The 24038-nt window shown below is 45.0% G+C and carries 28 protein-coding genes and 1 pseudogene; 5 read left to right on the forward strand and 24 right to left on the reverse strand.

Annotated elements, in window-relative coordinates; translation table 11 throughout:
* Positions 1–3 precede the first annotated feature (3 nt).
* From coaD to D104_RS27070, 10 genes are all read right to left on the reverse strand, one after another.
* Entirely contained in the window at positions 4–489 is a 486-nt protein-coding gene (gene coaD / locus D104_RS27025; protein ID WP_031214735.1) for a pantetheine-phosphate adenylyltransferase, read from the reverse strand.
* 170 nt (positions 490–659) lie between these two features.
* On the reverse strand, positions 660–1202 hold the full coding sequence (locus tag D104_RS27030) for a YggT family protein (protein ID WP_024023778.1): 543 nt from the start codon (positions 1200–1202) through the stop codon (positions 660–662).
* Positions 1203–1220: 18 nt separating this feature from the next.
* The gene (gene proC, locus D104_RS27035; protein ID WP_024023779.1) at positions 1221–2048 is read right to left on the reverse strand and encodes a pyrroline-5-carboxylate reductase; all 828 of its coding nucleotides are present in this window, start codon (positions 2046–2048) and stop codon (positions 1221–1223) included.
* A gap of 81 nt (positions 2049–2129) precedes the next feature.
* Complete coding sequence (locus D104_RS27040) at positions 2130–2858, reverse strand: YggS family pyridoxal phosphate-dependent enzyme (protein ID WP_024023780.1); 729 nt, start codon at positions 2856–2858, stop codon at positions 2130–2132.
* A gap of 115 nt (positions 2859–2973) precedes the next feature.
* A complete protein-coding gene (locus D104_RS27045; protein ID WP_200866750.1) occupies positions 2974–4080 on the reverse strand; it encodes a diguanylate cyclase domain-containing protein in 1107 nt (368 codons plus the stop codon).
* A 118-nt stretch (positions 4081–4198) separates the two neighbouring features.
* On the reverse strand, positions 4199–5476 hold the full coding sequence (locus D104_RS27050; RefSeq protein WP_024023782.1) for a dihydroorotase: 1278 nt from the start codon (positions 5474–5476) through the stop codon (positions 4199–4201).
* A gap of 1 nt (position 5477) precedes the next feature.
* A complete protein-coding gene (locus tag D104_RS27055) occupies positions 5478–6482 on the reverse strand; it encodes an aspartate carbamoyltransferase catalytic subunit (protein ID WP_024023783.1) in 1005 nt (334 codons plus the stop codon).
* Positions 6483–6717: 235 nt separating this feature from the next.
* On the reverse strand, positions 6718–7215 hold the full coding sequence (gene pyrR, locus D104_RS27060; protein ID WP_024023784.1) for a bifunctional pyr operon transcriptional regulator/uracil phosphoribosyltransferase PyrR: 498 nt from the start codon (positions 7213–7215) through the stop codon (positions 6718–6720).
* 56 nt (positions 7216–7271) lie between these two features.
* The gene (gene ruvX / locus D104_RS27065) at positions 7272–7742 is read right to left on the reverse strand and encodes a Holliday junction resolvase RuvX (protein ID WP_024023785.1); all 471 of its coding nucleotides are present in this window, start codon (positions 7740–7742) and stop codon (positions 7272–7274) included.
* Positions 7742–8314, reverse strand: a complete 573-nt coding sequence (locus D104_RS27070; RefSeq protein WP_024023786.1) for a YqgE/AlgH family protein — start codon at positions 8312–8314, stop codon at positions 7742–7744. The genes ruvX and D104_RS27070 overlap by 1 nt, the downstream gene beginning before the upstream one ends.
* 316 nt (positions 8315–8630) lie before the next feature.
* On the opposite strand from D104_RS27070, the gene D104_RS37400 reads away from it, so the two are divergent.
* Both D104_RS37400 and D104_RS27075 read left to right on the forward strand, forming a co-directional pair.
* A complete protein-coding gene (locus D104_RS37400) occupies positions 8631–8786 on the forward strand; it encodes a hypothetical protein (RefSeq protein WP_024023787.1) in 156 nt (51 codons plus the stop codon).
* Positions 8787–8894: 108 nt separating this feature from the next.
* Entirely contained in the window at positions 8895–9734 is an 840-nt protein-coding gene (locus D104_RS27075; protein WP_024023788.1) for an isopenicillin N synthase family dioxygenase, read from the forward strand.
* Between the two features lie 85 nt (positions 9735–9819).
* On the opposite strand, the gene D104_RS27080 is transcribed toward D104_RS27075, so the two are convergent.
* Complete coding sequence (locus tag D104_RS27080) at positions 9820–10569, reverse strand: sulfite exporter TauE/SafE family protein (protein WP_024023789.1); 750 nt, start codon at positions 10567–10569, stop codon at positions 9820–9822.
* 180 nt (positions 10570–10749) lie between these two features.
* Between D104_RS27080 and D104_RS27085 the strand changes: the two genes are divergently transcribed.
* The gene (locus tag D104_RS27085) at positions 10750–11418 is read left to right on the forward strand and encodes a DsbA family oxidoreductase (protein WP_024023790.1); all 669 of its coding nucleotides are present in this window, start codon (positions 10750–10752) and stop codon (positions 11416–11418) included.
* An 85-nt stretch (positions 11419–11503) separates the two neighbouring features.
* Here the strand turns inward: D104_RS27085 and D104_RS27090 are convergent, their stop codons facing one another.
* The 6 genes from D104_RS27090 to ligA form a co-directional block, all read right to left on the reverse strand.
* Positions 11504–12808, reverse strand: coding sequence for a TRAP transporter large permease (locus D104_RS27090; protein WP_024023791.1), 1305 nt, complete (start codon positions 12806–12808; stop codon positions 11504–11506).
* Entirely contained in the window at positions 12805–13311 is a 507-nt protein-coding gene (locus D104_RS27095; protein ID WP_024023792.1) for a TRAP transporter small permease, read from the reverse strand. The genes D104_RS27090 and D104_RS27095 overlap by 4 nt, the downstream gene beginning before the upstream one ends.
* 3 nt (positions 13312–13314) lie before the next feature.
* Complete coding sequence (locus D104_RS27100; RefSeq protein WP_024023793.1) at positions 13315–14295, reverse strand: TRAP transporter substrate-binding protein; 981 nt, start codon at positions 14293–14295, stop codon at positions 13315–13317.
* Between the two features lie 116 nt (positions 14296–14411).
* Positions 14412–15584 carry an alpha/beta fold hydrolase gene (locus D104_RS36980; protein ID WP_024023794.1) on the reverse strand — a complete coding sequence of 391 codons (1173 nt, stop codon included), beginning with the start codon at positions 15582–15584 and terminating at the stop codon, positions 14412–14414.
* Entirely contained in the window at positions 15584–16450 is an 867-nt protein-coding gene (locus D104_RS27105) for a class III extradiol dioxygenase subunit beta (protein ID WP_024023795.1), read from the reverse strand. The genes D104_RS36980 and D104_RS27105 overlap by 1 nt, the downstream gene beginning before the upstream one ends.
* Positions 16450–16872 (reverse strand): protocatechuate 4,5-dioxygenase subunit alpha, encoded by a 423-nt coding sequence (gene ligA / locus D104_RS27110; RefSeq protein WP_024023796.1) that lies wholly within the window; start codon positions 16870–16872, stop codon positions 16450–16452. Before ligA ends, D104_RS27105 begins: the two co-directional genes overlap by 1 nt.
* Before the next feature lie 193 nt (positions 16873–17065).
* On the opposite strand from ligA, the gene D104_RS27115 reads away from it, so the two are divergent.
* A complete protein-coding gene (locus tag D104_RS27115; protein WP_024023797.1) occupies positions 17066–18289 on the forward strand; it encodes a LysR family transcriptional regulator in 1224 nt (407 codons plus the stop codon).
* Here the strand turns inward: D104_RS27115 and D104_RS27120 are convergent.
* The 5 genes from D104_RS27120 to D104_RS27140 form a co-directional block, all read right to left on the reverse strand.
* Positions 18269–18862 carry a Crp/Fnr family transcriptional regulator gene (locus D104_RS27120; RefSeq protein WP_024023798.1) on the reverse strand — a complete coding sequence of 198 codons (594 nt, stop codon included), beginning with the start codon at positions 18860–18862 and terminating at the stop codon, positions 18269–18271. The genes D104_RS27115 and D104_RS27120 overlap by 21 nt on opposite strands.
* The gene (locus tag D104_RS27125; protein ID WP_024023799.1) at positions 18837–19781 is read right to left on the reverse strand and encodes a DMT family transporter; all 945 of its coding nucleotides are present in this window, start codon (positions 19779–19781) and stop codon (positions 18837–18839) included. Before D104_RS27125 ends, D104_RS27120 begins: the two co-directional genes overlap by 26 nt.
* Positions 19778–20602 (reverse strand): arylamine N-acetyltransferase family protein, encoded by an 825-nt coding sequence (locus D104_RS27130; RefSeq protein ID WP_024023800.1) that lies wholly within the window; start codon positions 20600–20602, stop codon positions 19778–19780. The genes D104_RS27125 and D104_RS27130 overlap by 4 nt, the downstream gene beginning before the upstream one ends.
* Positions 20603–20741: 139 nt before the next feature.
* Entirely contained in the window at positions 20742–21239 is a 498-nt protein-coding gene (locus tag D104_RS27135; protein WP_024023801.1) for a GNAT family N-acetyltransferase, read from the reverse strand.
* 137 nt (positions 21240–21376) lie between these two features.
* A complete protein-coding gene (locus D104_RS27140; protein ID WP_024023802.1) occupies positions 21377–21631 on the reverse strand; it encodes a GNAT family N-acetyltransferase in 255 nt (84 codons plus the stop codon).
* A gap of 156 nt (positions 21632–21787) precedes the next feature.
* On the opposite strand from D104_RS27140, the pseudogene D104_RS37545 reads away from it, so the two are divergent.
* A pseudogene (locus D104_RS37545) lies at positions 21788–21898 on the forward strand (type II toxin-antitoxin system RelE/ParE family toxin); the annotation flags it as partial.
* Between the two features lie 81 nt (positions 21899–21979).
* Here D104_RS37545 and D104_RS27145 read toward each other — a convergent pair.
* Positions 21980–22843, reverse strand: a complete 864-nt coding sequence (locus tag D104_RS27145; RefSeq protein ID WP_024023803.1) for a radical SAM protein — start codon at positions 22841–22843, stop codon at positions 21980–21982.
* Positions 22843–23688, reverse strand: coding sequence for a hypothetical protein (locus tag D104_RS27150; protein ID WP_024023804.1), 846 nt, complete (start codon positions 23686–23688; stop codon positions 22843–22845). Before D104_RS27150 ends, D104_RS27145 begins: the two co-directional genes overlap by 1 nt.
* Positions 23689–24038 lie beyond the last annotated feature (350 nt).

Genomic DNA, 24038 nt, shown 5'->3' on the forward strand with positions numbered 1-24038 from the left:
GAATTAAATCGTTTGATAGTGCTCTTGAAGAACACGTTTCACTTCTGGATTCACAAATTGACCAAAGTCACCATTCAAAGAAGCAATTTCACGAACTAAGGTCGAGGAAATATAAGAATGTTTTTCAGAAGGTGTCAAAAAGATACTTTCCACATCTGGCGCAATGGCACGGTTCATATTGGCCAATTGAAATTCGTATTCAAAGTCTGACACAGCACGTAAACCACGAATAACCACTTGGCCATTTACGGATCGTGTAAACTCGGTCAGTAAATTATCAAATCCCACCACTTCCACATTAGGCAAATGACCTAAGACTTTCTTCGCCAATGAAATTCGCAATTCATGGGACAAAGCCGGGCGTTTTTTTGGGCTCGCTGCCACCGCAACAATAACCTGATTAAATAGTTTTGATGCGCGTTCAACCAAATCCGTATGGCCGTTTGTAATAGGGTCAAATGTCCCCGGATAAACCGCAATCGTACTCATAGCTTTCATCCAAAAAATTAATAAGGGAGAACGAGTCAGGTAGCTGGCGACTTTTTGTCCATGCTAATTCCCGTTTAGGGGTCGCATCATATAGGAATACGACCCTGTTCTCAATTCACCGAATCATGCCGTAAATTTTTATCGGCGATGATCCTCGCAATCTTACAAAATTAAATACTGTAAGGTGCCAATATTTGCTTCAAAAAAGAAATCGCAAGGAAGATAAAAATAGGAGACAAATCCAAGCCGCCTAACGTTGGAATAACACGCTGGCAAGCACGATATAAAGGCTCAGTGATTTGCCCAACCAACATAGCGCCAGGGTGATTCGCACCCGGTGCAACCCAACTTAGAATGACCGAAATAAGCATCGCCCAAAAATACAAATCCAGCAAATGGTACAAGGTACCTGCCACGGTATAAATGACATAGCTGACAGGTGCAAGCGCACCGCCTTTAATAAACACAATCAAAGCGACGGTTAGAAACTGAACCGCCAACGCCAACACAAGTGACGCGGTGTCCAAACGGCCAATAGCTGGGATCACCTTGCGCAGAGGCAAAATAATCGGGCTTGTTGCCTTCACAATGCCTTGGCTAATGGGATTATAAAAATCTGCTCGCGTAAGTTGAAGTATCAAACGCAGTAGTACAATAAATAAGTAAAGGTTCAAAATAACCTTTACTAACATCACAATTGGATCCGAATTCATGTTCATTGTTCCTTAAAATTAGTCTTTCTTAGCTGAAAAATCTTCGGCCATTTCTTTTGATCTATTCACACAAGCCATCATGGCTTCCGCAACGATTTTATCAATATTAGACGCTTCAAAAGACAACAAAGCTTGCTCAGTTGTTCCCATTGGCGATGTAATATTTTGACGCAATTGCGAAATCGGCTCATCGAGTTCCATAACCATTCGAGCGGCTCCAAACATCGCATGGCTGGCCAAAGCTCGACACGTTGCTTCATCAAGCCCCTGCTGCTCACCATTTTTAATCATGGCTTCAAGGAATCGAAAAAAATAAGCCGGCGCGCTGCCCGATAAACTGGTCACCGTGTGCATGTGCGCTTCATCATCCACCCAAACCGAGTGGCCAATGCTGGAAAAAAGTTCACTCACCTGCGTTTTTTGTGCAGGACTTGTGTGTTCATTTGCAATCAGGCCCGTCATTCCCGCGCCTAATTGAGAAGGCGTATTCGGCATACTACGGACAATGGCAACGGAACGTCCTAACCAATAGGCTAAGGAATCCAATTCAATCCCTGCGGCTACCGAAATAAACAATTGATCACCACGTACATGGTCTGCAAACTCTTCTACCACAGACTGCATTTGCGCTGGTTTAACGCACAAGACAACAACATCAGCCTGATCTACCGCCAAATCATTTTCCGCCAACATGGTAATGCCATATTGCTCATGATAATAATCGCGTTTTTCTGGCGTTCTCGATGTTCCAATAATTTTATCTGCAGGGTAGCCACCAGCGAGCATACCGCTAAAAATAGATCGGGCCATATTTCCCACGCCGATAAAGGCAATACTTGCGGTCATGTTACATCCTATTTCTTTCATTCTCTAAGTTGACTGAACACGTCAACTCGCTATTCAAAAATCACATCGTGCACGTTGCGTTTACACTTTAGCAGAATAATCACGCGCGCCGAAAATCGCCGTCCCCACACGAACCATGGTACTACCAGAGTCGATGGCCGCTGATAAATCTCCAGACATACCAATCGACAAGGTATCTATCATGCTGTCAGATTTGGATAATGCAAGAAAGGCTTGTCTAAGAGGTTCATACACAGCACATTGTGCCGCATAATTTTCTTGTGGCGCGGGGATCGCCATCAAGCCTCTGAGGCGCAAATTTGGCAAACCTGTGATTAGGTCAACCATTGAATTGAGTTCAGATAAGGCCACTCCCGACTTGCTGCTTTCACCACTAATATTAATTTGAATACAAACATTCAGTGGCGGCAAATCCGCTGAGCGCTGTTCGCTCAAACGACGGGCGATTTTTTCACGATCTACGGAATGCACCCAATCCATGGTATCTGCAATGAGACGGGATTTATTGGATTGGATCGGGCCAATAAAGTGCCATTCGATGTCGGTTAAATGCGATAGCGTATGATATTTGTCGACAGCTTCCTGAACATAGTTTTCACCGAACGCTCGCTGACCTGCACTGTAAGCGCCTTCCAACGCTGATACAGGCTTTGTTTTGCTAACCGCTAATAAACGCACACAGCCAGCTTCTCGCTGGCTCTGCTGAACAAGTTGCTCAATCTGCTGGGAAACCAGAGCTAAATTGATTTTAATGTCTTCAGCTTCATTATGCTCGACTTCGATTGTCATTACTCACCACGTTCCTTTTTCATCAAGATGTACGAGTTACCCCGTCCCTCTTGAATTTACTGAGGAGAAACATGGGGGGCGCATCATAGCATTATTCTAAAAAACAGAAAAAAGCTTATAAGGAATACAGTTCCGCGCTGGTGCCGTAATAGCTACCATGAAATTCAAAACGAAATCCCGGTGCATTACTCAACGAGTCGGACGCAAAAGAGGCCGCTTGATGAAGCTGTTCCAGTGACGAATGTTCAGGATAAAAAGCAATACCAACAGACAGTCCATCACGAATTAATCGATTGGTTGAAAAACGAGGATTGCTCAATGACTTCAATAATTTAGTCGCGACAATCTCGGCGTCTTCTAAATGCTGAATACGAATACCCATCACCAACTCACGTTCATCGTAATGGGCAATAAGATCATTATCACGAACGGTTTCTTGCATAATATCCGCTAAAACTTTTAATTCAGCGTCATCTACTTTGGACGTTGAAAGCAGCCGAATAGACAACAATGCAGCACGTTGGAAATGACGGCGAGAATCCTTTAATACGATGCCAAAGCTATTATCAAAGCTAAATCGACGCAACAATCCTGTCGATGGATCGCGGTGACTGTCTTCCAGTAACTGGTAATCGGCCTTTTCTCTTTCAAAAACAGCGTCTAACCAAGAGGCATAACTGTCTAACGCAAGCGCCATCAGTTCACCTTCTAACAATGTTTCTTCTCGTTGAAATGCCAGCATTAAATAAATTGAACCCTGACCATCGGACACACTCACGATCGACGCGTCTGAAAAACCGTGATCTTTAAAAAAAGGCTGCCAGTGTTTCCAATCTACCGAGCTTTGGATATTGATATCGTGACGCTTTGGGCAAGACGGGCTCGCCGCAAAGGTTATTAAAGCTTGAGGAACGGTAACAAGTTGGCCATTTGAACTCAGCAAACTGCCATTGATTGAGTCTTTATATTGCAAGCGCCATTGTGAGCAATCTTTATCGCACACAATAAAAAGGCAATACGCATTAGGCAACTGAGCCTGTAGCTTATTTTTGAAATTACCAAGGAGGGTGCTTAACAAGGCGCCTTTTGAAATCATATTCAGCACTTGAGGCATATCGCTGTATAAGCCTTTGATGAAATCTCGCTCTTTTTCAAGATAGGCAATACGAGACTGCAAGACCTGCTGTTCCTTAAGCAATGAGTTCGAAGAGTCTATAGGCATAAAATACTAAAACCACAATAATCCATAATTCAAACTAGATTAACGCCCTAAGACTAAAAGTAAAGGAATAGTAAGACCAAGTGAGCGAAAAAGCCCAACTTGATCTTACTTATTAGACTTAAACTGCCTGATAAACGCGCTGACCAGAAATATACGTCGCGGCCACACGCCCCACAAACTCATCGTCAAAAAATGGCGAGTTATGGCCTTTGGTTTTCCGACCTTCGTAAGACCACGTCCAACGCACCGTGCTATCAAACAAGATGAAGTCGGCAAAACTCCCCACGGATAAAGACCCCGCTTCCAAACCAAAGCAAGCCGCTGGACCAGACGTCAAGCAACTCAGAACAGTTGGAAAGTCCAAATCACCTTCGTCCATTAATAACATGGCCAAAGGAAGCAATATCTCCACATTCGCCATGCCTGGCTCTGTGGCTGCGAACGGTGCAATTTTTGCCATTTTTTCATGTGGTTGATGATCAGAACAAATCGCAGTGATCACGCCAGATTTTATGCCTTCAATCAAGGTCAAACGATCTTCATCGCTGCGCAATGGCGGCAACACATGATACTGTCCATCAAATCGATTCAGCAGTTGATCGTTCAACAATAGATTGTGCACTGCAACATCTGCCGTCACGTCCAGCCCGGACGCTTTTGCATCCGCCAGCATTTCGACCGATTTAGCGCAGGACAAACGCGCAAAATGCGCTCGCACGCCTGTTTTTTCAACCAATAATAAATCACGCATCAAGGCAATGGTTTCTGCCTCTTCAGGAATACCAGCCAAACCATGCATGGTCGACATCAAGCCTTCATGGGCACAACCGCCTTCAGAAAGGCTGGATTCATCAGGGTGAAACACCACTAATAAATCATGTGTCGCCGCGTACTCAAGCGCCCGAGCCAATACTTTCGTGCTCGCCATAGGTTGGCGATGATTGGACACGGCAATACAGCCCGCATCCGTCAATGCCACCATATTGCTCAGTTGAGTGCCTTCTAAACCTTGCGTTAAAGCACCAATAGGAAACACATTGGCCATTCCTGCTTCATCGGCTTTATCTTGTATCAAGGCTGCTACCGCTGGTGTATCAACAATCGGTCGAGTATTTGGCGGACAAACTAACGTTGTCACCCCCCCCGAAACAGCCGCTCGACCTTCTGTTGCAATACTGCCTTTCTGCGTCATTCCAGGTTCACGTAACGCCACCGCCAAATCCACCAAACCAGGTAAAACCCACTGTCCAGATGCATCGACAACGTCGGCATTGTCAAACCCTTCTGGCGTGTCACCAATGGCGACGATTTTCTGATTATCGATGAATAAGTCCGTTACCGTATCAATGCCTTGACTCGGGTCGATAATACGACCATTTTGAATACGTAATTTCATGCTATTTTTCATCCTTCGCTGCTGGCGAATCGTCACTTTGCAACTGACCGCTCATCGCCATAGACATCACCGCCATTCGCACCGCGATCCCATTGGTTACTTGGTCCAAAATCACCGAATGTTTTCCGTCTGCCACTTCTGAAGAAATTTCGACACCGCGATTAATCGGACCTGGATGCATAACAATCGCATCCGGTTTTGCCCAGGCCAATGTTTCTTCCGTCAAACCATACAAGCGATAGAACTCACTTTCACTTGGTAGCAATGCGCCTTTCATGCGCTCTTTTTGTAGGCGCAACATCACGATCACGTCAACGTCTTTTAAACCGGCTTCCAAGTCATGGCAGATTGTTGCGCCCATTTCCGCGAAGAAACTTGGTACTAAGGTTTTTGGCCCAACCAAACGGACGTCACTCACCCCTAACGTGGTCAACGCTTGCAGTTGAGAACGTGCTACACGAGAGTGTAATATGTCACCCACGATGGCAATTTTAAGCCCATCAAAACCACCTTTGTGGCGACGAATGGTCAGCATGTCCAACATGGCTTGCGTTGGATGTGCATGACGGCCATCGCCCGCGTTAATGATGGCGACATTTGGCGTGCAATGTTCCGCAATAAAATGCGCCGCACCGCTGTCCGAATGGCGCACGATAAACATGTCACTCTGCATGGCTTCGAGGTTTTTTAGGGTATCCAGTAAGGATTCACCTTTCGAGGTCGCCGAGGTTTCAATATTGAGGTTAATCACATCCGCGGACAAACGCTTGCCCGCCAATTCAAATGTGGTACGCGTTCGCGTGGAGTTTTCAAAGAAAAGGTTTACGACGGTTTTACCGCGTAAAAGAGGGACTTTTTTAACGGATTGCTCGCCCATCGAGAGAAAGGATTCTGCCCGATCAAGGATCTCTGTCAGAATGGTTTTATCCAGTCCATCCAGCGTTAAAAAGTGCTTAAGCTGCCCGTGTTCATTTAACTGTAATGCCCGAGGCTCGGATCGCATCATGGTTTGCTTTCCTCAAACTGCAAAGACGGTATCGTCTTTCTCTATTTAAAATAGGACGTCTAGATAGGAAAATGCCCGGTGCAGACTCGCTGCAACCGGGCATTATTGATACAAAACAGTAGTCTCTCCGAATTGGTTCGGTGAGATTTCATTCTTCCAACCGTTGCATCGTCAATCTTATCCATACGTTAATTGTCGTACGTGTTCGATAAAAAATAAAGCTTTGTTGTGACTATTAATGGGTATCAATCACAGAAACGCTAAGCGTTTTCGGCCCTGACAACTTAACTCTTTGATCAGGATTAAGGCTTAAATGCTCGCCAACAATGTCCGCTGAGATCGGCAGCTCGTGCTGACCTAAATCATACAGAATCGCTAAGGTAATACTGGCTGGTCGGCCGAAGTCGAATATTTCATTCATCGCGGCACGAATCGTACGGCCCGACATAAGCACATCATCAACCAAGATGACGTGTCGATCTTCAATCGCGGGCAATGATGTTTGGTTTACCTTTGGGTTCAATCCCGCTTTGGTAAAATCATCACGATAAAAAGTAATGTCCAACGTCGCCAACGGTTCTGTTGTTGGCACGGCAGACATCAAGCGCTCCGCCACCCAAACACCACCGGTATGAATTCCAACAACAATGGCATCTTCGATTTGCTTCTTTTCACAGTATGCCGCCAGCTGCGCTTTCATTGACGCTAGAGAATGCTCTAAATCTAACTTCATTATGTCTTAACCCTTGCTCTTAAATTCACAATAAACCGCCACTCATCTGCGATTCACTAAACCGACTCAGCAAACCAAGTCTCTAAAATCATTTGTGCTGCCAAACCATCCACCGAATTGTCTTTGAAATTTCGATTTCCGCCTCGTGCAATAACGTGCCCCTTGGCTTCATAAGACGACAAGCGCTCGTCCATCATATGGTAAGGAAGATTGAAACGTCCATGCAATCGTTTGGCAAACTTGCGTGCTCGTTGGCACATTTCATTTTCTGAGCCGTCCATGTCTAATGGCAATCCCACTACAAATGCATCTGGCTTCCATTCTTCAACCACTTTGGTGATTTCGTCCCAGTTTGGAATGCCATCTTTGGCTTTTATCGGGTCAAGTGGTTGCGCTGTGCCTGTAATACTTTGACCAATCGCAACGCCCATTCGCGTCGTACCAAAGTCAAAACCCAATACTGAGCGAACAGTATTGGGTTTCTGATTATCGTTTAAAGGCGTTTCTGTCGAGATTGACGCTGTCATTAACCATGTCCTATATCCGGTGAAAGTCTCGCCATATCAATTCCCAATACGCGCGTTGCGGCGGTAAATTGCATATCACTTGGTGTATGGAATAATACGTCTAAATCCGCTTCACATACCAGCCAATCATTGTTGGCAATTTCAGATTCAAGTTGCCCAGCGTCCCAACCTGCGCACCCTAATGTGATGCGAAAGGCATTCGGCCCTTTGCCTTCTGCGATTTCTTCTAGCGCTTCTAACGAGGCAGAAAGAGACACCTCATCGGTCACATGCAGCGTGTTGTTCCATACTTTATCCGCTGTGTGCAAAATAAAACCACGTTCTGACTCCACAGGCCCCCCCGTATAAATGGGTTCAGAAGATAAACGTGGGCTATCAATCTTAATACCAAGATGATCCGCCAATTCCGTAAAATCAACATTTGAGGGGCGATTAATGATAATCCCCATGGCGCCCGCGGTGGTGTGTTCGCAAAGATAAATAACCGTGTGTTCGAAATGTGGGTCGTCTAAGTGTGGCATTGAAATTAAAAAGTGATTTTTAAACGAATCAAAAAATGCATTCATAGTCATGAGCCCTCTTTAATAAATGAAAGCGCAAAAATCGCGCTGATTACTTAAACCTCAAAAGTACCTGTATTCAAAACGTACCGGATTCTTAAAAAAACAATGTACTAACAAGGCTGTAGAGTCAGAGAGAAGAGCAAAGAAGACGGTAAAATAAACACAACCGACCTTAAGCAGTATAGGGCAAGCTTGAGATATACCTAGCCCGAATACACAATTTGTTACCGAATCCCTTCAAAACTCACAATTCAAGCAGTAAACTATCGTTATTGGACTTGCAAAAAAGAGTCCAACAACCATTTTTCACCCTTGGAATACATAAATGCCTTTAACGTCAACGCGAAATGCACAAAGCACATCGGCTCAAGCCGAGGTTCTTTGTCCTCTTTACGTCGTGAGCTTGGCGCAATGGGTGCAACATTACCAAGCTGAAACCGTCGATTTGCGCTATTTTTTCCATAGCGGCTGGTCTTCCTAGCCTTTCCTACCTTGTCCTTATCACCGTAAAACATCCTCGATGAAAGAGAATGTTCTTCTATTATTAAAAAGACAAAACCGTCCATTATGGACGACACAGGAAATCACTATGCAACTACAAGCCATTGACTACACCAGCGCAACCGCACAAGAAGACTTTGTAAAATCTCTTCACGAAACGGGCTTTGGTGTTTTAAAAAATCACCCCATTCAAAAAACACTCGTCAGCGCTATCTACAGTGAATGGCAGACCTTTTTTGATGGTGAAGAAAAAAACGAATACCTTTATAACAAAGGCACACAAGACGGTTTTTTCCCGCCTAATGTGTCGGAAACAGCCAAAGGCAACACAAAAAAAGACATCAAAGAATATTTTCACTATTACCCGTGGGGACAATGTCCAGCGGATAAAAAGGCCTTACTGTCTCAATATTATGCTGAGGCCAACACATTAGCGTCAGAGCTGCTGGCTTGGGTTGAAGCACATTCCCCAGCGGACGTTGCCAAACACTATTCACAATCCCTTTCTAGCATGGTGGACGGCAGTGATCAGACCTTGCTTCGCGTATTGCATTACCCACCGTTAAAAGGCGATGAAGAATTAGGGGCGATTCGAGCGGGCGCGCATGAAGACATTAACTTGCTCACTATTCTGCCTTCTGCCAATGAACCGGGCTTGCAAGTAAAAGCCAAAGATGGCTCTTGGATGGACGTACCTTGCGATTTCGGCACGCTTATCGTGAATATTGGTGACATGCTGCAAGAAGCGTCTGGCGGGTATTTTCCTTCCACATCTCACCGAGTGATAAATCCAGAAGGCGCCGACAAAACCAAATCGCGTATTTCTTTACCCTTGTTTCTTCACCCTAAACCGGAAGTCGTTTTATCGGAACGCCACACCGCTGGCAGCTATTTGCATGAACGTCTCGTTGAACTGGGCGTGATTTAACGCTTTTTTGCACAACCGATTCGATAAAACCCAAAAAGCGCCTTAAACAGGCGCTTTTTTCTATCACATCAATATCACATCAATATCAAAGCACCGCTTTCAGCGACAAGCTTATGCCAGACAAAAATAGCAAAACCATCGCCGCGCGTTTTATCGTCTCAGGCTGCACATTCGGTGGATAGCGCTTTGCCACAAGCGTCGCCACAACCACACAAGGTACACCTATCACGCTTAACCAGATCATCTCCATCGTGACCTGCCCTGCGACAGTCGTAATCCCAATGCGAGTTAGGCAGGAGATTAAAAAAACGCTCAACAGCGATGCTCGAATGACGCTTAACGACACCGGTTGGCGATACATCAAATATGAAATAGGTGGCCCTGCTGTAGCAAATAAGCCTCCCAATACACCAGCAAATCCGCCACACAGAAAAAAGGCCCAAGGCTTGGAGTCGGTTGGATTTTTTTTCGGTTTAATCAAGCTCATGCCACACGCCAGCATAATGGTTAAACCGAGACACAGTTGTAGCCAATGCAAAGCACCACTCTCTAGGCTGCTAAGCAAATAGACGCCGTAAGCGGTCGCCGGAATACTGCCGAGGAAAAACACCAACAGCATTTTTATCTTGGCTTCTCGCCATAAACCGCCTGCTAATCCTGTCACACTGTTTATCAAGCTCAACACACTGACAGCAAAAGCCGCCACTTCTAATGACACCAATGAAAACAACGCCGCGGCGCTCATCACAACCAAACCAAAGGCAAAGCCCGTCACGGTTTGTACATAGCTGCCCAATACAAAAAACGCCAACAGCGCAAAAGGAATATCACTCATTTACCACAACCTTCAGAGTTAAAATCACGTATTTATTAGAACATAGATTTACCCTTGCCTTTGGCAAACTGCATAGATTATGCAAATTACAAGAAACGGACTCGTTTTTCACTCAGTGTCCTTTCATTTTGAAGCATTGCCCATAAGAATAATATTCAACCAAACATCAAGGTCATTGTTATGAAAAAATCCGTCGATATTCAATTTGTTTCCGACATTATGTGCCCTTGGTGCGTCGTCGGATTGGGGAACCTTAATAATGCATTAGAAACGCTAAAAGACAGCGTCGAAGCAGACATCACCTTCCAACCATTCGAACTCAACCCAGAGATGCCGCCAGAAGGCCAAGATTTTAGCGAACACATTACCGAAAAATACGGCATTACCAAGGCGCAATCAGACGAAAACAGAGCCATGATCCAGCAACGCGGTAACGAAATCGACTTCGATTTTAACTTCACACCCGAAAGCCGTATGCGCAACTCTTTCGATGCGCACCGCTTACTTCATTGGGCGCAATTAGAAGGCAAACAAGCCGAACTGAAAGCGGCATTATTCAAAGCACATTTCACTCACAACCAAGATGTTAGCGATTACAGTACCCTCGCCAACCTTGCTGCAAGCGTGAATCTAGATCCTGCTGCCGCCAAAGGCATTCTGGACAATGGGCATTTCACCGAAGAAGTACGCAAGCAAGAAAAACTATGGCAACAACATGGAATATCGTCAGTGCCCACCGTTATTATCAATAACAAATACGCCATATCTGGCGGGCAACCAGCCGAGGTCTTCAAGAACGCCATAGAAGAAATTCTTGAAAAAGAGGCTCAATCAGAGCAAAACGCTTAACGCGACAGCCTTTTCATCTCAACAAAATAATCCCCATGTTGGAGGCAACATGGGGATTATTTTTTTTGTGTTCACATCTCTAAAATCAGCCAAACATCGTATTAGGAAGAAAAAGAACAATCTGTGGGAAAGCAATCAGCAGCGCAACAGCCAAGATCATCATCAACCAAAACGGAAGCACACCTCGGAAGATATCACCCAAGTCTACGTTTGGCGCAACCGACTTCACGATGAAAACATTGATGCCAACTGGAGGAGAGATGAGCCCCATTTCAAGCGTCAGCACCGTCAGCACACCAAACCAAATTGGGTCGATACCGAGCGACATAATGATGGGAAAGAAAATGGGTAATGTCAGCACCAGCATGGCGAAGCCTTCCAGAAAACAGCCGAGCACAAGATAGATCACAAGAATAAGAATAAGCGTTCCAATTACTCCCAATCCCAGTCCAGACAACAATTCACCTACCGCCGAAGGGATATGACTGAGCGCCATAAACGGGTTGATCATATGGGCAGCAATCAGAATAAGCATCACTGTGGCCGTGGTCACAACCGCATCGCGAGACGCATGCCAGAGTGTTTTTAACGATAAGGCGCGAGTAAAAAACCCGGCCAAAATCACCACACCAGCCCCAACCGCGGCGGCTTCCACAGGTGAAAACAAACCGCCATAAATGCCGCCAATCGTCAGTAATATGACGGCAACAATAGGCCCAGCACCTAATAAAGCCTTGCCTTTATTACGCCAGCTTGTCGCTGGTCCCGCAGGCCCATACTCAGGTCGGAACCAACAGATAACCATGATCACGAAGATGAACAGCATCAACAACATAATGCCCGGCAGCACGCCCGCCAAAAACAATCGCCCAATACTTTGCTCGGTCAGGATCGCATAGATAACAAACCCTGTTGAAGGAGGAATTAAAATACCCAATGTACCGCCAGCCGCAACCACACCGGTCGACAACCTTGTGTTGTATTTGAAACGGTCCATCTGTCCTAGTGCGACCTTTCCCATGGTCAATGCAGACGCAACAGACGAGCCAGACAATGCGGCGAATCCACCACAACCAATCACCGTGGCCGACGCCAATCCACCACGTAACTGGCCAATGATGGCATAAGCGGCATCATAAAGTTTTTGGCTCATTCCAGTGATTGAGGCAACATTCCCCATCAATATAAATAAGGGAATAACGACCAGTTCAGGCGATGATGCCAAAGTGAACGTTTCCGATGCCAACAGACTGAACGCGGATCTGCTGCTATCCAGCACCGTAATCCCTACAAAACCCACCGAAAACATCGCAAAAGCCACAGGAACACGCAGCACCAACAAACCAAACATGATCAAAATGCCAACAAAACCAATCAATGATGCACTCATGCTGCGCCTCCTTTGCGAATGTCACGACCTGACAAGGTCAATTCAACGGCACGCAGTGTCATTCCAGCCGCGGTGATCAGGGCAAAAATTGAGAGGCCATTTTGGAACAACGCCTTAGGTATGCGTAACAGGTTGGTCGATAGATTCAGCATGGTGGAAAGCTTCGCACTTTCATTCACCGCATAAGCGATGCCAAAAAATATAATAGCGCCCAGCAACGCAGAAAAAATGTCGATTAGCCGATTAAGGATCACAGGATAACTTCGTTCAAAAAGATCCACTGATATATGTCCGCCCTGTCGATCACACAGTGCCATTGCCCCAAACAGAAGGATAACCATGGTCATCGTTATCATATCTTGCGACCCATAGATCGGCGCGCCCAGCGCACGACCAATGACATCTGCTAAAATAATGACAACTTCAAAGATCAACCCCACGGCGCCCAACGCAGCGGATAAGGCGATCAGCCCATCCGCCAGTTTTCGAATAACAACAAGCATACGTTACTTGCCTTCCATTGCCGTGAGTGCTGCCGCACCGTCCACACGCTTAACATAGGATTGAACAACACCTGATACCGCTTTCGTAAACGCTGTTCTTTCGCTATCGGTTAAGTCTGTTATCGTATTTGCACTGTCTGCCCTAGCCACTTTAAGCGCTTCCGTGGCTGTTTTCAGCCAAGCGTCTTCCGCATTCTTAGACAGTCCAGCGCCACTGACGGCGTCAATGGCGGCTTTTTGATCCGTCGTTAGATCATCATAAACATTACCGTTAAGCACTGTATAAAAAACAAGACGACCCAATGGCGCACCTAGGGTGAGAGAGTCAGCCACTTCATCAAGCTTAAAGTCTTTTAATGTAGACGCCCCCGTAATGACACCATCAATAAGGCCTGTTTGCATGGCATTATAAATTTGACTGGCTGGCATCTGTACTGGCGTGGCGCCTAAGGCTGTCGCGACATCCGCTGCGGTGGCACCAGCAACACGGATTTTAAGCCCAGCAAGGTCAGCAGGAGTACGAATTACCTTGTTTCGCATGATGAATATATTGGGCTCAGAGGTCCATAATGCCAACGGCTTAGTGCCAGGAAATTCACCACTCAAATGTTTATCATAGGCGCGCCAGAGTGCTTCGTAACCTGGCATGTCTTCTGGAATTGCACCAGGCAGTTCTGCAATCATCGTTTTACCAAACTGTGATGAGGTGTAACCCGGCAGCCCCCATGCCATATCGGCGGCACCTTGTAGCACACGAATATATTGCTCTGCGGGCCCAGCGCCTAATTCTCCACCATGATAGCCACGCACTGTCAGAGCGCCATTTGTTGCGGCGGACAAATCCGTATTGAGCTTCTCAATCACCGAGGCATTAATGGTATGAAACGGCGGAGTGAAGCTTGCGAACTTCAATTCCTCAGAAAAAGCGTGTGTGGAAACGGCAATCGCCGCTGAAGCGGCTATGATTAATGTATTCAACTTCATGTATTTCTCCCAGTGTTACTTTAGTGCCTGATTTTCAGGCTTTGTTATTTTTGTCACCGGACAAACCGGATAACGGAGCGTCCTTTTTGGTATAGAGACTCTGTTCTTATCTACGCTTAACCAACACCTTTATAGTTGAGTTCAATCGAACCCTGCCTTTTGGCAATCAACCATTCTCCTCCAACGTTTTGAATGTCATCCACGAAGCTACCGATAAAAATATCCGCATTCGCTTGCACCATACTTTCAAGGCTTTGTTTTTTTCCATTCGCGGCAAACAGCACCACCCTCGACGTCACGACGGCACGCTTTTCATTAATAATATTGGTTTCTACATTCGTCAGCGCATGACACGTTTCTTTTTTAGATCGAGAGGTAAACGACGTCAGAATGGCATCACGTCCCTCCACTTTTACCGTTGGTGAACTAGGTCGATACAATACGCCATCTTCGGTATAACAATTCGCCAACTCTTGCCAACGCCCTTGATCCAACAAATTAATAGAGTGCGTTACCAGTTTCTGGCACTGCCACTCGATTAACATGTTTTCCATCGTTTGATTGTTCATTCTGTTCCTACTTTTTTGCAACCAGGTTTTCAACGCCTTGGCGACGTTGATTGGGTCTTCTGTTGGCGCCATGTGGCCAGCGCCATCAATCACGACAAGCTCACTGCCCGCAATATGCTGTTGAATTTTCTGATGCTGGGAAACAGGACTCCACGTATCTTCCGTGCCTGAAAGCAGTAACGTTGGCACCGATATCGTCGAAAGAAGCGCTTCGGCACAGGGTCGATTAATCAGCGCATGAATCTGCTTTTCAAAGTCTTCAACCGAGTAAGACATCACCATTTGAGTAAGATCACACATCAATTCGGCGTTATTTATGCCTTTGGAAGACATCATAGGAACCAGCCACTGTGTCGCTAAAATTGACATACCGCTCGTTTTTGCCGCGTCAATTAAGCGCATTCGACCGGGTATTTCTGTGTCTGATTTTGGATGAATGCCTGTATTTAATAACGCTAAACGCGTAATTCGCTGCGGTGCAAGACGATATATTTCTAACGCGACTCGGCCACCCATGGAGTGACCCGCCAACGCAAAATCGCCTTCTACATTGGATAAAACAGACCGAGCCATGTCCGTCAGATCATCAAACCCAGCAAAGCTCATGATCTCAACGTCCACTTCATTCACCAGTTGAGAAGCGACGTTCTGCCAAATCCGTTGATCGCAAAGCAACCCCGCCAAACAAACCAATTTAGGCTTAGATGCAGACACCTTCATTACGGCTTATCCTCTAAGTTCATCGTGTCCGTATTTTCATATATCAGATGACCCAGTGCCGTGTTAGAAACAGGAACATGGTAATGACGATGTATTTCGTTAACCTGATGATTCAGCGCACCACGCATGATCAACCACATCACCATTTCACATCCTTCTGTACCGGATTCGCGGATATATTCAACTTGAGAAATTGCGGCTAACTTTTTGTAATCACTCTTTAAATCATCCATGAAAGCGAGATCCCATGCTTGGTTAATCAGACCCGCTCGCTCGCCAAGCAATTGATGGCTCATGCCACCCGTCCCCCAAACTTGAACATTAAGATCTTCTGGAAATTGCTCAACCGCCGTTCGAATGGCGTTACCCAAAGCAAGGCAACGTTCGCCTGTAGGCGACGGATAAACCACGGTATTAACGGCCAAGGGAATCACTTGGCAAGGCCATTCTTCTACTTCTCCGAACACCATTGATAAGGGAACCGTAAGACCATGATCCACGTCCATTTCATTCACAATCGTCATGTCAAAACCTTGCTTGATCAGAGACGCTGTAATATGCCACGCCAATATTGGCGAGCCTTTGACGACCGGAACAGGGCGTGCTCCATAACCTTCATCTGCGGGGTGATATTCTTCTCCACAGCCAATCGCAAACGTTGGGATGACTTTCATGTCAAAGGACGTCGCATGATCGTTGTAAACCAAAATAACAACATCCGGTTTCTGTTCACGAATCCATTTTTTGGTGAATGTGTAACCATCAAATATCGGTGCCCATTTTTCTAGGTGACTTTCGCCTTTATCCACCATATAACCCAATAAAGGGATATGCGACGTTCCTAGTCCAGATGTGATTTTCGCCATTACTGCTTCTCCTCAGGCTTCTTATCTTCGTATTGTTTTGCATCGATAAAGCGATTGCCTTCTGGAGAGCGGCCGCCACAGCGCATCATTTCGATATATTCTTCCGTGGTTAAGTTTGTCATGGTGGAAACCGCCGCCGCGACACTAAGTCCATCGCTCGAACTGATTTTAACGAGATAATAAATGTTGCCACCAAGCGCAATCAGTTGGTTAAAATCCCGAGCAAGAACCGCACTTTTTTGCGCTTCCGTCATCCGCCATTTATCTAGATAAGCACGCTCGTTTTGTTTAAACGTCTTTCGATTCGCTTCTTTCATTAAGGACATACAAAATTGATTGAGGTGAAAACCTATTCTGGCCATCTCACCGTCAAATACAGTCGTGCCAGGAATATTGCGGTAAGGCTTATTGTTATTATTCATTCACATTCCACTTGAGCTAAATGAGAGAAATCAATCACATCAGGGTTACTTAACCCAAAGGTACACAGAAAAAACCAGCTTGCCATATGCACATTTTAAAAATGGATTAAAATCTGGTTATATCTTAAATTATGAGCTTACGGACTTTCACCGCCCTTTCTGCCGCGAGAGGCTTTTAAAAAGGAAACCTAGAATGAGTAACGCTATTTCAAGCTTTCCGCTGACGCTAAAACAGTGCCGTGTGATCACAGAAATCATGAGAAAAGGCACGGAAAAAGAAGCCAGCGCCTCGCTGAATTTCAGTCAACCTAGTGTTTCTCGTGCTTTGTCGCAGGCTGAGCAAGCATTAAAGGTGAGTATTTTTACGCGTGGCTGGAGCGGTGCAGAACCAACGTCTGAAGGGGAAATAGTGATCTCGTCTTGCAATAGCATTTTACAATCGATTGCCAAGACAGAACGCCAATTACAGCAAAACGTAAAGGTGCTACTGAAATTAAAAGCCTATGTGGAATGGCGACATCTGATGATCATTGAAGCTGTCGTCCACGTAGGCAGTGCTTCTGTGGCGGCACAAACTCTTGGTATGACACAACCCGCGGTCAGCAAGACATTGAAGGAAGTCGAGAACATGGTGCAACAGCCACTCTTTTTACGAGCACGCCGTGGTTTGGTTCCACAAACGGCCGCCAAACAGCTCGCTTCGCTATTTCTGAGAATTTCGCCAGTGGCTCATTCTCTCTTACCTAGCATTCAATCACTGCCAAACGAACTCACAGGCAGACTCTCCGTTGGGATGCTGTCTTTTTCCTGCCAAGATATCGTGCCCATTGCATTTGCGTCTATCTTTAAGCAACACTCAGGCATTCGCTTACAAGCCATGCAAGGCCCTTATCACATGCTGGCAAACGCCCTTCGACAAGGCGAAATAGATTGCTTTTTGGGGCTTATGAGAAAAGGGCCGATTCATCCAGAATTAATTGAGACGCCACTATTGCGCGCTCAATACACCTTGATTGCACGAGCAGATCACCCAGTCCACACCAGCGCGAAGACGCTCAATGACCTGACCAATGAACGTTGGATCGTGGCACGACACGGCACCCCCATTCGGGAGTACTTCGAAGGGTTATTTCATAGCATCGACAACAAGCCACCTATTCAAGCACTGGAAATGCTGACCTTTGCGTCTTCAGAAGAGCTTGTTATTCATAGCGACGCCATCGCCTTACTGTTTTATGACGACTGGAACATCAACCAACTTAATCCGCGCCTAAAGCAGATCCCCATTACTCTGCCAAATGCCGAATGCACCATTGGCATAACACGGCATCGCGAACGGCAGTCCACCATCATTCAGACATTTATTGAAGAACTGACACTCACCATTCAGGATAAGTTAGCTTCGACTCAGCTTTAGTCTCTGTCGTATTCGACTCAACGCGACGGGCGTAATGCCAATATAAGACGCGATGTGTTGCTGCGGAATAGTGCTTTTCAACTCTGGAAAGTCCGCACAAAAATCAAGATAGCGTCGCTCCGCAGAGTGCTTTACAAAGGCGCTTTCTCGTTCTTCCTTGTGGATAAAAATCGTTTCTAGAAAATGCGCATAACATTCTAGAAACGCTTTATCGTCTCGCATTTGCGCATAAAAATCGCGCCAAGAATAAGACGAAACCACGCAGTCTTCCAAGGCTTGAATGCTAAACAACACCTTCGCCTGAGTGACCATAGATTTAGTCGAACCGATGATTCTTGGGCCTTTTGCAAAGGTCTGAGTGAATTCTTTCCCTTCATCCGACACGCTGACATAACGCACTAATCCAGTGTGTAAGAAATACAAACGATTCGCGAAGTCGCCTTGCTGAAACAAATAATCGCCTTTACGAATTGCATGACATTCCATAGGCAACGTCAGGCGCGACCAATCAATGTCATACCCAAGCGTATTAAAATAAGTACGAAAGCTATTTTGTTGTTGAAGTCGATCCATTGAACCCTTTCACCCTAATTACACCACCATCAATAAGAAACAACGCCACACAAACCAACGCCATGCCAACCAGCAATCGCCAATCCGCCAAACTGGAAAAACGAGATTGCGACACGGCGGTAAAAAGCGCAACCCAAACCGGTATCGTATAAGAAAAGGCCAATAATCGACTCGCCCCGGCCGTTCTCACCAAAAGCTGTTGCAACACAAACGTAAACAGCGTCGTGAAGACCGTTAAATACAATATGGTGATCCAAAATCCTTTTGACAACCACATAACCTGATCCAACTCGCCCCACAACAACGCAATCGGTAATAACCACAAAGCACCGAATAACATAATCATGAAAGCACTCGGCAATGGGTCTAATGACCGCCCCCACTTTTGCACCGACACCACATGAAACGCCAGCAGGAAGCACACGCTTAAAAACACATAATCCCCAGAGCGCCATTGCAAATCATCATAGTGTTGCGTCGACAACAACACGACCACCGCCCCGAATGATCCCATCAAGAACCCAAGAACCTTCAAAAACGGCGCCGCTTCTTTGAGCCAGACCTTTGCTATCAACACGCCCATCAAGGGAACAAGGGTATACAACACAGACGTGTTCAAAGGCGTGGTCGACTTCAATGCCACAAACAAGCCAATGAAAAACCCCACCAAAGACCCACTAATCACCGCATAATGAAAAAGCCGCTGACGAGAGGCGAACAACGCCTTCAACTGCTCTGACTTACTCAACTTGGCTCGATGCCACTGAAGCAGCAGCACAGGAAAAAGAATCAACATGGCCAACAAAAAGCGAAACGCCGAAGTCGCTATTGGGCTGGCATATTCCACCATATGACCGGACACGACAAAAGACGATGCCATCAGCCAAGCCCACAATAACAACATGATAAACTGGTTCATACAGCCGCCAACCTTGCCGCTAAAAAGCGATCAAACAAGTGCTCAGTAATCACCAATTCTAGATCAAACCCAAACGCCTCAGTCAGCACTTGATGCAACTCAGCGGGTGAATTCAACATGCGCTCTTGTGTGCCAGAGGAATCGTGTATGCTCACAATATGGTTTTTTAAAGCGATGGTACGGTCAGTATTTTTTAGGCTAACGACCAGATTATTCACAAAGCCCGCCTTTGGATAATGCGACGAGTAGAAATTTCCTATCGTACAGTCTGCATCGGTATACACCGCCAAATCAAAGCGGTACAAGGTGAAATAGTCACCGTCCTTTATGATCTGAACATCGTATTCGCCGTTCTTTTTATCCAGAATTCGATACGCTTCCTTGCCGATGGGTTGCGGCAAATGGGACGATAATACCAACGGCGAAATTGGGCAGTTGGCCCCAAAACCAGTGTCGATTAAATACGTCACGCCATCGTGCTTTAGCAAGGTGACTCGATGCGTTCTCGGCACATCGTTATCTTGATTGTTCAACACCCGCGCCATCGTTAACGTCACGTCATAACCCAACGCACTTAACAGTTCAAACGTCAGCTTATTATGCTCAAAACAGTATCCACCCAACCCCCGCGTCACTATTTTTTGACTGATGGCGTCTAGATCAAGAGACACGTCTTCGCCCATCACCACCGCCAAGCTGTTGAAACTATAACGGGCAATGTGCCTTTCTTGTAGCGACGCCACAAACGCCATATTTAGTGATTCTGGTACAACCAAATCAAGGTCGGATAAATAGCGCTGTAAGCTTGAGGGTAACGACATGACAATCTCCTTTTGTGTGCTTTATTTGTACGGAATACAACAAAGATTACAAGGAGAGAAAAAGAAAAGAATTAACCGAGGTTTAGAAAACGTTCTTTTTATGCGATGAACATTTTCTCATTGTGATACGCCTACGCCATTAGATCGCTTTTTCGAACCATTCCACATCCCAATATTGTCCAAATTTTCGACCCACTTCTCGATAAACGCCAACAGATTCAAAACCGAATTTTTCATGGATAATTTGCGACGCTTCATTCGGCAAAGTCACACCAGCGTAGGCCCGATGCACATCTTCGGTTTCCAGCTGCTCGAACAATTCGATGTAAAGAGCGGTGCCAAGGCCTCGCCCTTTCGTGTCCGCTTTCAAATAAATACTGACTTCCACCGAGGTTTCATACGCACGCTTGGCTTTGAACGGTCCGCTGCACGCGTAACCCAAAATATCACCCGCTTGCTCGGCGACCAACAAGCGATAGCGCCCCGTTAGTGCAAACTGCGAAAACCAAACTGCGCGGCCTTCTAACGTGTAAGGCTCGATGTCAAAAGTGGTTGGTGTGTTCACAATGTAGTGATTATAGAGATCCGTTAATGCAGGTAAATCAGCAATGGCAGCGGGTCGAATTTGAACGCTCATTTTATCTCCCAATAGGACTAATTAGGGTCATATATGGTCCACCCCGCGATGCGAATTAGTAGCAAAAACATCCAGATAATCAGAACCTTGCATAAGAGTATGGATGTGAAGTTTAATTTTCATCTGACCCTAATTGTTCACACCGAGGTTTCATACGCACGCTTGGCTTTGAATGGTCCGCTGCACGCGTAACCCAAAATCTCACCCGCTTGCTCGGCGACCAACAAGCGATAGCGCCCCGTTAGTGCAAACTGCGAAAACCAAACCGCTCGACCTTCTAATGTGTAAGGCTCGATGTCAAAAGTGGTTGGTGTGTTCACAATGTAGTGATTATAGAGATCCGTTAATGCAGGTAAATCAGCAATGGCAGCGGGTCGAATTTGAACGCTCATTTTATCTCCCAATAGGACTAATTAGGGTCATATATGGTCCACCCCGCGATGCGAATTAGTAGCAAAAACATCCAGATAATCAGAACCTTGCATAAGAGTATGGATGTGAAGTTTAATTTTCATCTGACCCTAATTGTTTGAGATGACTACCGAAAGTTTCCGCAAGGAAGCCATGTTATTTTTTATCAACAAATTGGTAGTCAGAACATCCAGATAATCAGAATTTTACATAAGAGCATGGATGTGAATCCAATGTTTGGGGCATAACGCCCAATTAAAGTGTGAAGCAAGTTTAATTTTCATCTGACTCTAATTGTTCCGCATAATATGCCCGGGTTTTCTAGCTTCCTAATTAACGAGTTTGTTAGTTGTATAGTACCTAGAAACTGCCTGCTTTCTCTCGCCAGAACAAAGATCGTCCATCTTCGATGATATTTCTCTTTCGAATATAGATCCCACATATTGAAATTCGTTAATAGGATATTCATGATGAAAATGCACATCACCTAGATGGTTTAAAATTGGATACGTTCCCCTCCTAGATTCAGAGGAATTTATTTCTACAACAACCCCGTCTATTGCCTTACAATTTAACCTGCGAATACTTTCCAAAAACGCATCTTTTTCCAGCATATGATTTGATAGTGCCTTTACTGCAGGCCCAACAGCCCAATATTGATAAATACTCCATCTATCCGGTTGAATTCTTTGTACTAACTCTCCAAGGTTAACCAAATCAAATTCATTTACTGAAGAAATCATTGTGTTCAATTTAATTAATACTTCGTGGTTTCTTAACCATGAAATCTTATCAATTATCAAATCGTAGTGACCTATTCTACCTCTCATGAGATCATGAACTTTGTCAGTTGAACCGTCTAGCGGAAGTCCAATCAAATCAACGTAGTTATCTATGAGGTAGCTGTTTTCCTTACTTTTGGATAACGTAATAGCATGAGTATCTACATGCACAAAAAGCCCCAGTTCTTTAGCTTTAATAATAGCCGGGGCTAAGCCTCTGAATTGAAATGGGTCGCCCCCTCCAAAAGTAACTGAACTAAACCCAAGCTCACTAACTCTTTCAATTACAGAAATCAATCTTTCTTCAGAGATATCCTTTTGATCAAATGGCACATAGCACCACTTGCAGTTTAATACGCACTTTTTGGTGAAATTAATAATTACACGCTTTGGAGGGTCATTTTTTTCCATTAACGTTCTTTCACTTTTGGGAGGTTATCAGGAAGCTTATCAGAAGCCTTTTTCAACCAATCACTGAACTCAGTACTTGATCGCCACAAAGTATCAAGGTGCGATTTAAACAATCGGTATAATCCAACGCCTTCCGCAGGCTCCGACGGTGTAATTTTCAGTGAAAAACTTCTGTTCTCAATTCTATCTCCAATCAGACCAAGCTGATATGGATCAAAAAACAAGCAGCTGTCTGTGGCAAAAACGGTAGCATGCATTCCATGCTCTGCAAATCCAATTTCTAGATTTGGATACCTATTATATAACTTAATGAGATTAGCTAAATTCATTTTCGAATCGAATTGCTCACCCCCAACATTAGTCATATTCCTAAATTTTTTCTCTTGAGAATATGGGTCTAACAGAACGACACGTAGCTCAACCCCCTCTTCTAACTTCTTTTCGATCGCAGGCCAATGACGATAAATAGAAGGGTCTAAATATGATGCACCTGAGTTTGCACAAAGCCATAACTTTTGTGCAGATCTAATCGCTTCCTGAGTAGTATCATTACGTTTCGCCTGTCCTACCGAGTCTTGCATATTAAAATATTGCTCAACTCCATATTTAACGGCAGAATCAGAAATTTTGGCAGCAAAATCTTCTTTAACCAACAACTCTTTTGCAGCAGGATAGGCTTCGAAAAACTTAATAATCACGTAAAGGAAGCATGATGCTATTGCTACATATAAAAACCAAAACCACTCTGAGTTTGCACTTAAGTAAACTGATAAAATTGCGAGTATAAAAATAATAATTTCAAATATCGTAAGTGCCCAGTGAATTTTAGTTCTATTTGAGTGCAAAGTAATTTTTCCTTAATTTATAAATTCAATAGTAACTAACGCTTCAATAACCAGCATAACTTTTCTGCGTCCAACGATGAAGAAGCTAAGTTACTTGACTTGTTTAGGGACATGTAATCAAATCAAGCTGCGCCTTAATATCCTAAAAAAACAATGTCAGTAATATGGCTGTTTTGTCATTTTTCTACAATTAAACAAGATAATCCTGAATTAAACTTTGTTTAGTGGCTTTTAAACGGATTAACCCCGTACGACTCATCGTTATCTGGTCAACACGAAATACGTTAGCAAGAGCAAACAGCCTGGCAAGCTTGTTATAATTTTTAGCTAACCCACGATAAATAAAAACT

This window comes from Marinomonas profundimaris (genome assembly GCF_000508165.1).
GTDB classification, from domain to species: Bacteria; Pseudomonadota; Gammaproteobacteria; order Pseudomonadales; family Marinomonadaceae; genus Marinomonas; species Marinomonas profundimaris.

What these genes read in the sequence shown, in the direction of transcription:
- coaD (WP_031214735.1), bottom strand. Translation starts at nt 489, where the DNA reads ATGAGTACGATTGCGGTTTATCCGGGGACATTTGACCCTATTACAAAC.
- D104_RS27030 (WP_024023778.1), bottom strand. Translation starts at nt 1,202, where the DNA reads ATGAATTCGGATCCAATTGTGATGTTAGTAAAGGTTATTTTGAACCTT.
- proC (WP_024023779.1), bottom strand. Translation starts at nt 2,048, where the DNA reads ATGACCGCAAGTATTGCCTTTATCGGCGTGGGAAATATGGCCCGATCT.
- D104_RS27040 (WP_024023780.1), bottom strand. Translation starts at nt 2,858, where the DNA reads ATGACAATCGAAGTCGAGCATAATGAAGCTGAAGACATTAAAATCAAT.
- D104_RS27045 (WP_200866750.1), bottom strand. Translation starts at nt 4,080, where the DNA reads ATGCCTATAGACTCTTCGAACTCATTGCTTAAGGAACAGCAGGTCTTG.
- D104_RS27050 (WP_024023782.1), bottom strand. Translation starts at nt 5,476, where the DNA reads ATGAAATTACGTATTCAAAATGGTCGTATTATCGACCCGAGTCAAGGC.
- D104_RS27055 (WP_024023783.1), bottom strand. Translation starts at nt 6,482, where the DNA reads ATGATGCGATCCGAGCCTCGGGCATTACAGTTAAATGAACACGGGCAG.
- pyrR (WP_024023784.1), bottom strand. Translation starts at nt 7,215, where the DNA reads ATGAAGTTAGATTTAGAGCATTCTCTAGCGTCAATGAAAGCGCAGCTG.
- ruvX (WP_024023785.1), bottom strand. Translation starts at nt 7,742, where the DNA reads ATGACAGCGTCAATCTCGACAGAAACGCCTTTAAACGATAATCAGAAA.
- D104_RS27070 (WP_024023786.1), bottom strand. Translation starts at nt 8,314, where the DNA reads ATGACTATGAATGCATTTTTTGATTCGTTTAAAAATCACTTTTTAATT.
- D104_RS37400 (WP_024023787.1), top strand. Translation starts at nt 8,631, where the DNA reads ATGCCTTTAACGTCAACGCGAAATGCACAAAGCACATCGGCTCAAGCC.
- D104_RS27075 (WP_024023788.1), top strand. Translation starts at nt 8,895, where the DNA reads ATGCAACTACAAGCCATTGACTACACCAGCGCAACCGCACAAGAAGAC.
- D104_RS27080 (WP_024023789.1), bottom strand. Translation starts at nt 10,569, where the DNA reads ATGAGTGATATTCCTTTTGCGCTGTTGGCGTTTTTTGTATTGGGCAGC.
- D104_RS27085 (WP_024023790.1), top strand. Translation starts at nt 10,750, where the DNA reads ATGAAAAAATCCGTCGATATTCAATTTGTTTCCGACATTATGTGCCCT.
- D104_RS27090 (WP_024023791.1), bottom strand. Translation starts at nt 12,808, where the DNA reads ATGAGTGCATCATTGATTGGTTTTGTTGGCATTTTGATCATGTTTGGT.
- D104_RS27095 (WP_024023792.1), bottom strand. Translation starts at nt 13,311, where the DNA reads ATGCTTGTTGTTATTCGAAAACTGGCGGATGGGCTGATCGCCTTATCC.
- D104_RS27100 (WP_024023793.1), bottom strand. Translation starts at nt 14,295, where the DNA reads ATGAAGTTGAATACATTAATCATAGCCGCTTCAGCGGCGATTGCCGTT.
- D104_RS36980 (WP_024023794.1), bottom strand. Translation starts at nt 15,584, where the DNA reads ATGAAGGTGTCTGCATCTAAGCCTAAATTGGTTTGTTTGGCGGGGTTG.
- D104_RS27105 (WP_024023795.1), bottom strand. Translation starts at nt 16,450, where the DNA reads ATGGCGAAAATCACATCTGGACTAGGAACGTCGCATATCCCTTTATTG.
- ligA (WP_024023796.1), bottom strand. Translation starts at nt 16,872, where the DNA reads ATGAATAATAACAATAAGCCTTACCGCAATATTCCTGGCACGACTGTA.
- D104_RS27115 (WP_024023797.1), top strand. Translation starts at nt 17,066, where the DNA reads ATGAGTAACGCTATTTCAAGCTTTCCGCTGACGCTAAAACAGTGCCGT.
- D104_RS27120 (WP_024023798.1), bottom strand. Translation starts at nt 18,862, where the DNA reads ATGGATCGACTTCAACAACAAAATAGCTTTCGTACTTATTTTAATACG.
- D104_RS27125 (WP_024023799.1), bottom strand. Translation starts at nt 19,781, where the DNA reads ATGAACCAGTTTATCATGTTGTTATTGTGGGCTTGGCTGATGGCATCG.
- D104_RS27130 (WP_024023800.1), bottom strand. Translation starts at nt 20,602, where the DNA reads ATGTCGTTACCCTCAAGCTTACAGCGCTATTTATCCGACCTTGATTTG.
- D104_RS27135 (WP_024023801.1), bottom strand. Translation starts at nt 21,239, where the DNA reads ATGAGCGTTCAAATTCGACCCGCTGCCATTGCTGATTTACCTGCATTA.
- D104_RS27140 (WP_024023802.1), bottom strand. Translation starts at nt 21,631, where the DNA reads ATGAGCGTTCAAATTCGACCCGCTGCCATTGCTGATTTACCTGCATTA.
- D104_RS27145 (WP_024023803.1), bottom strand. Translation starts at nt 22,843, where the DNA reads ATGGAAAAAAATGACCCTCCAAAGCGTGTAATTATTAATTTCACCAAA.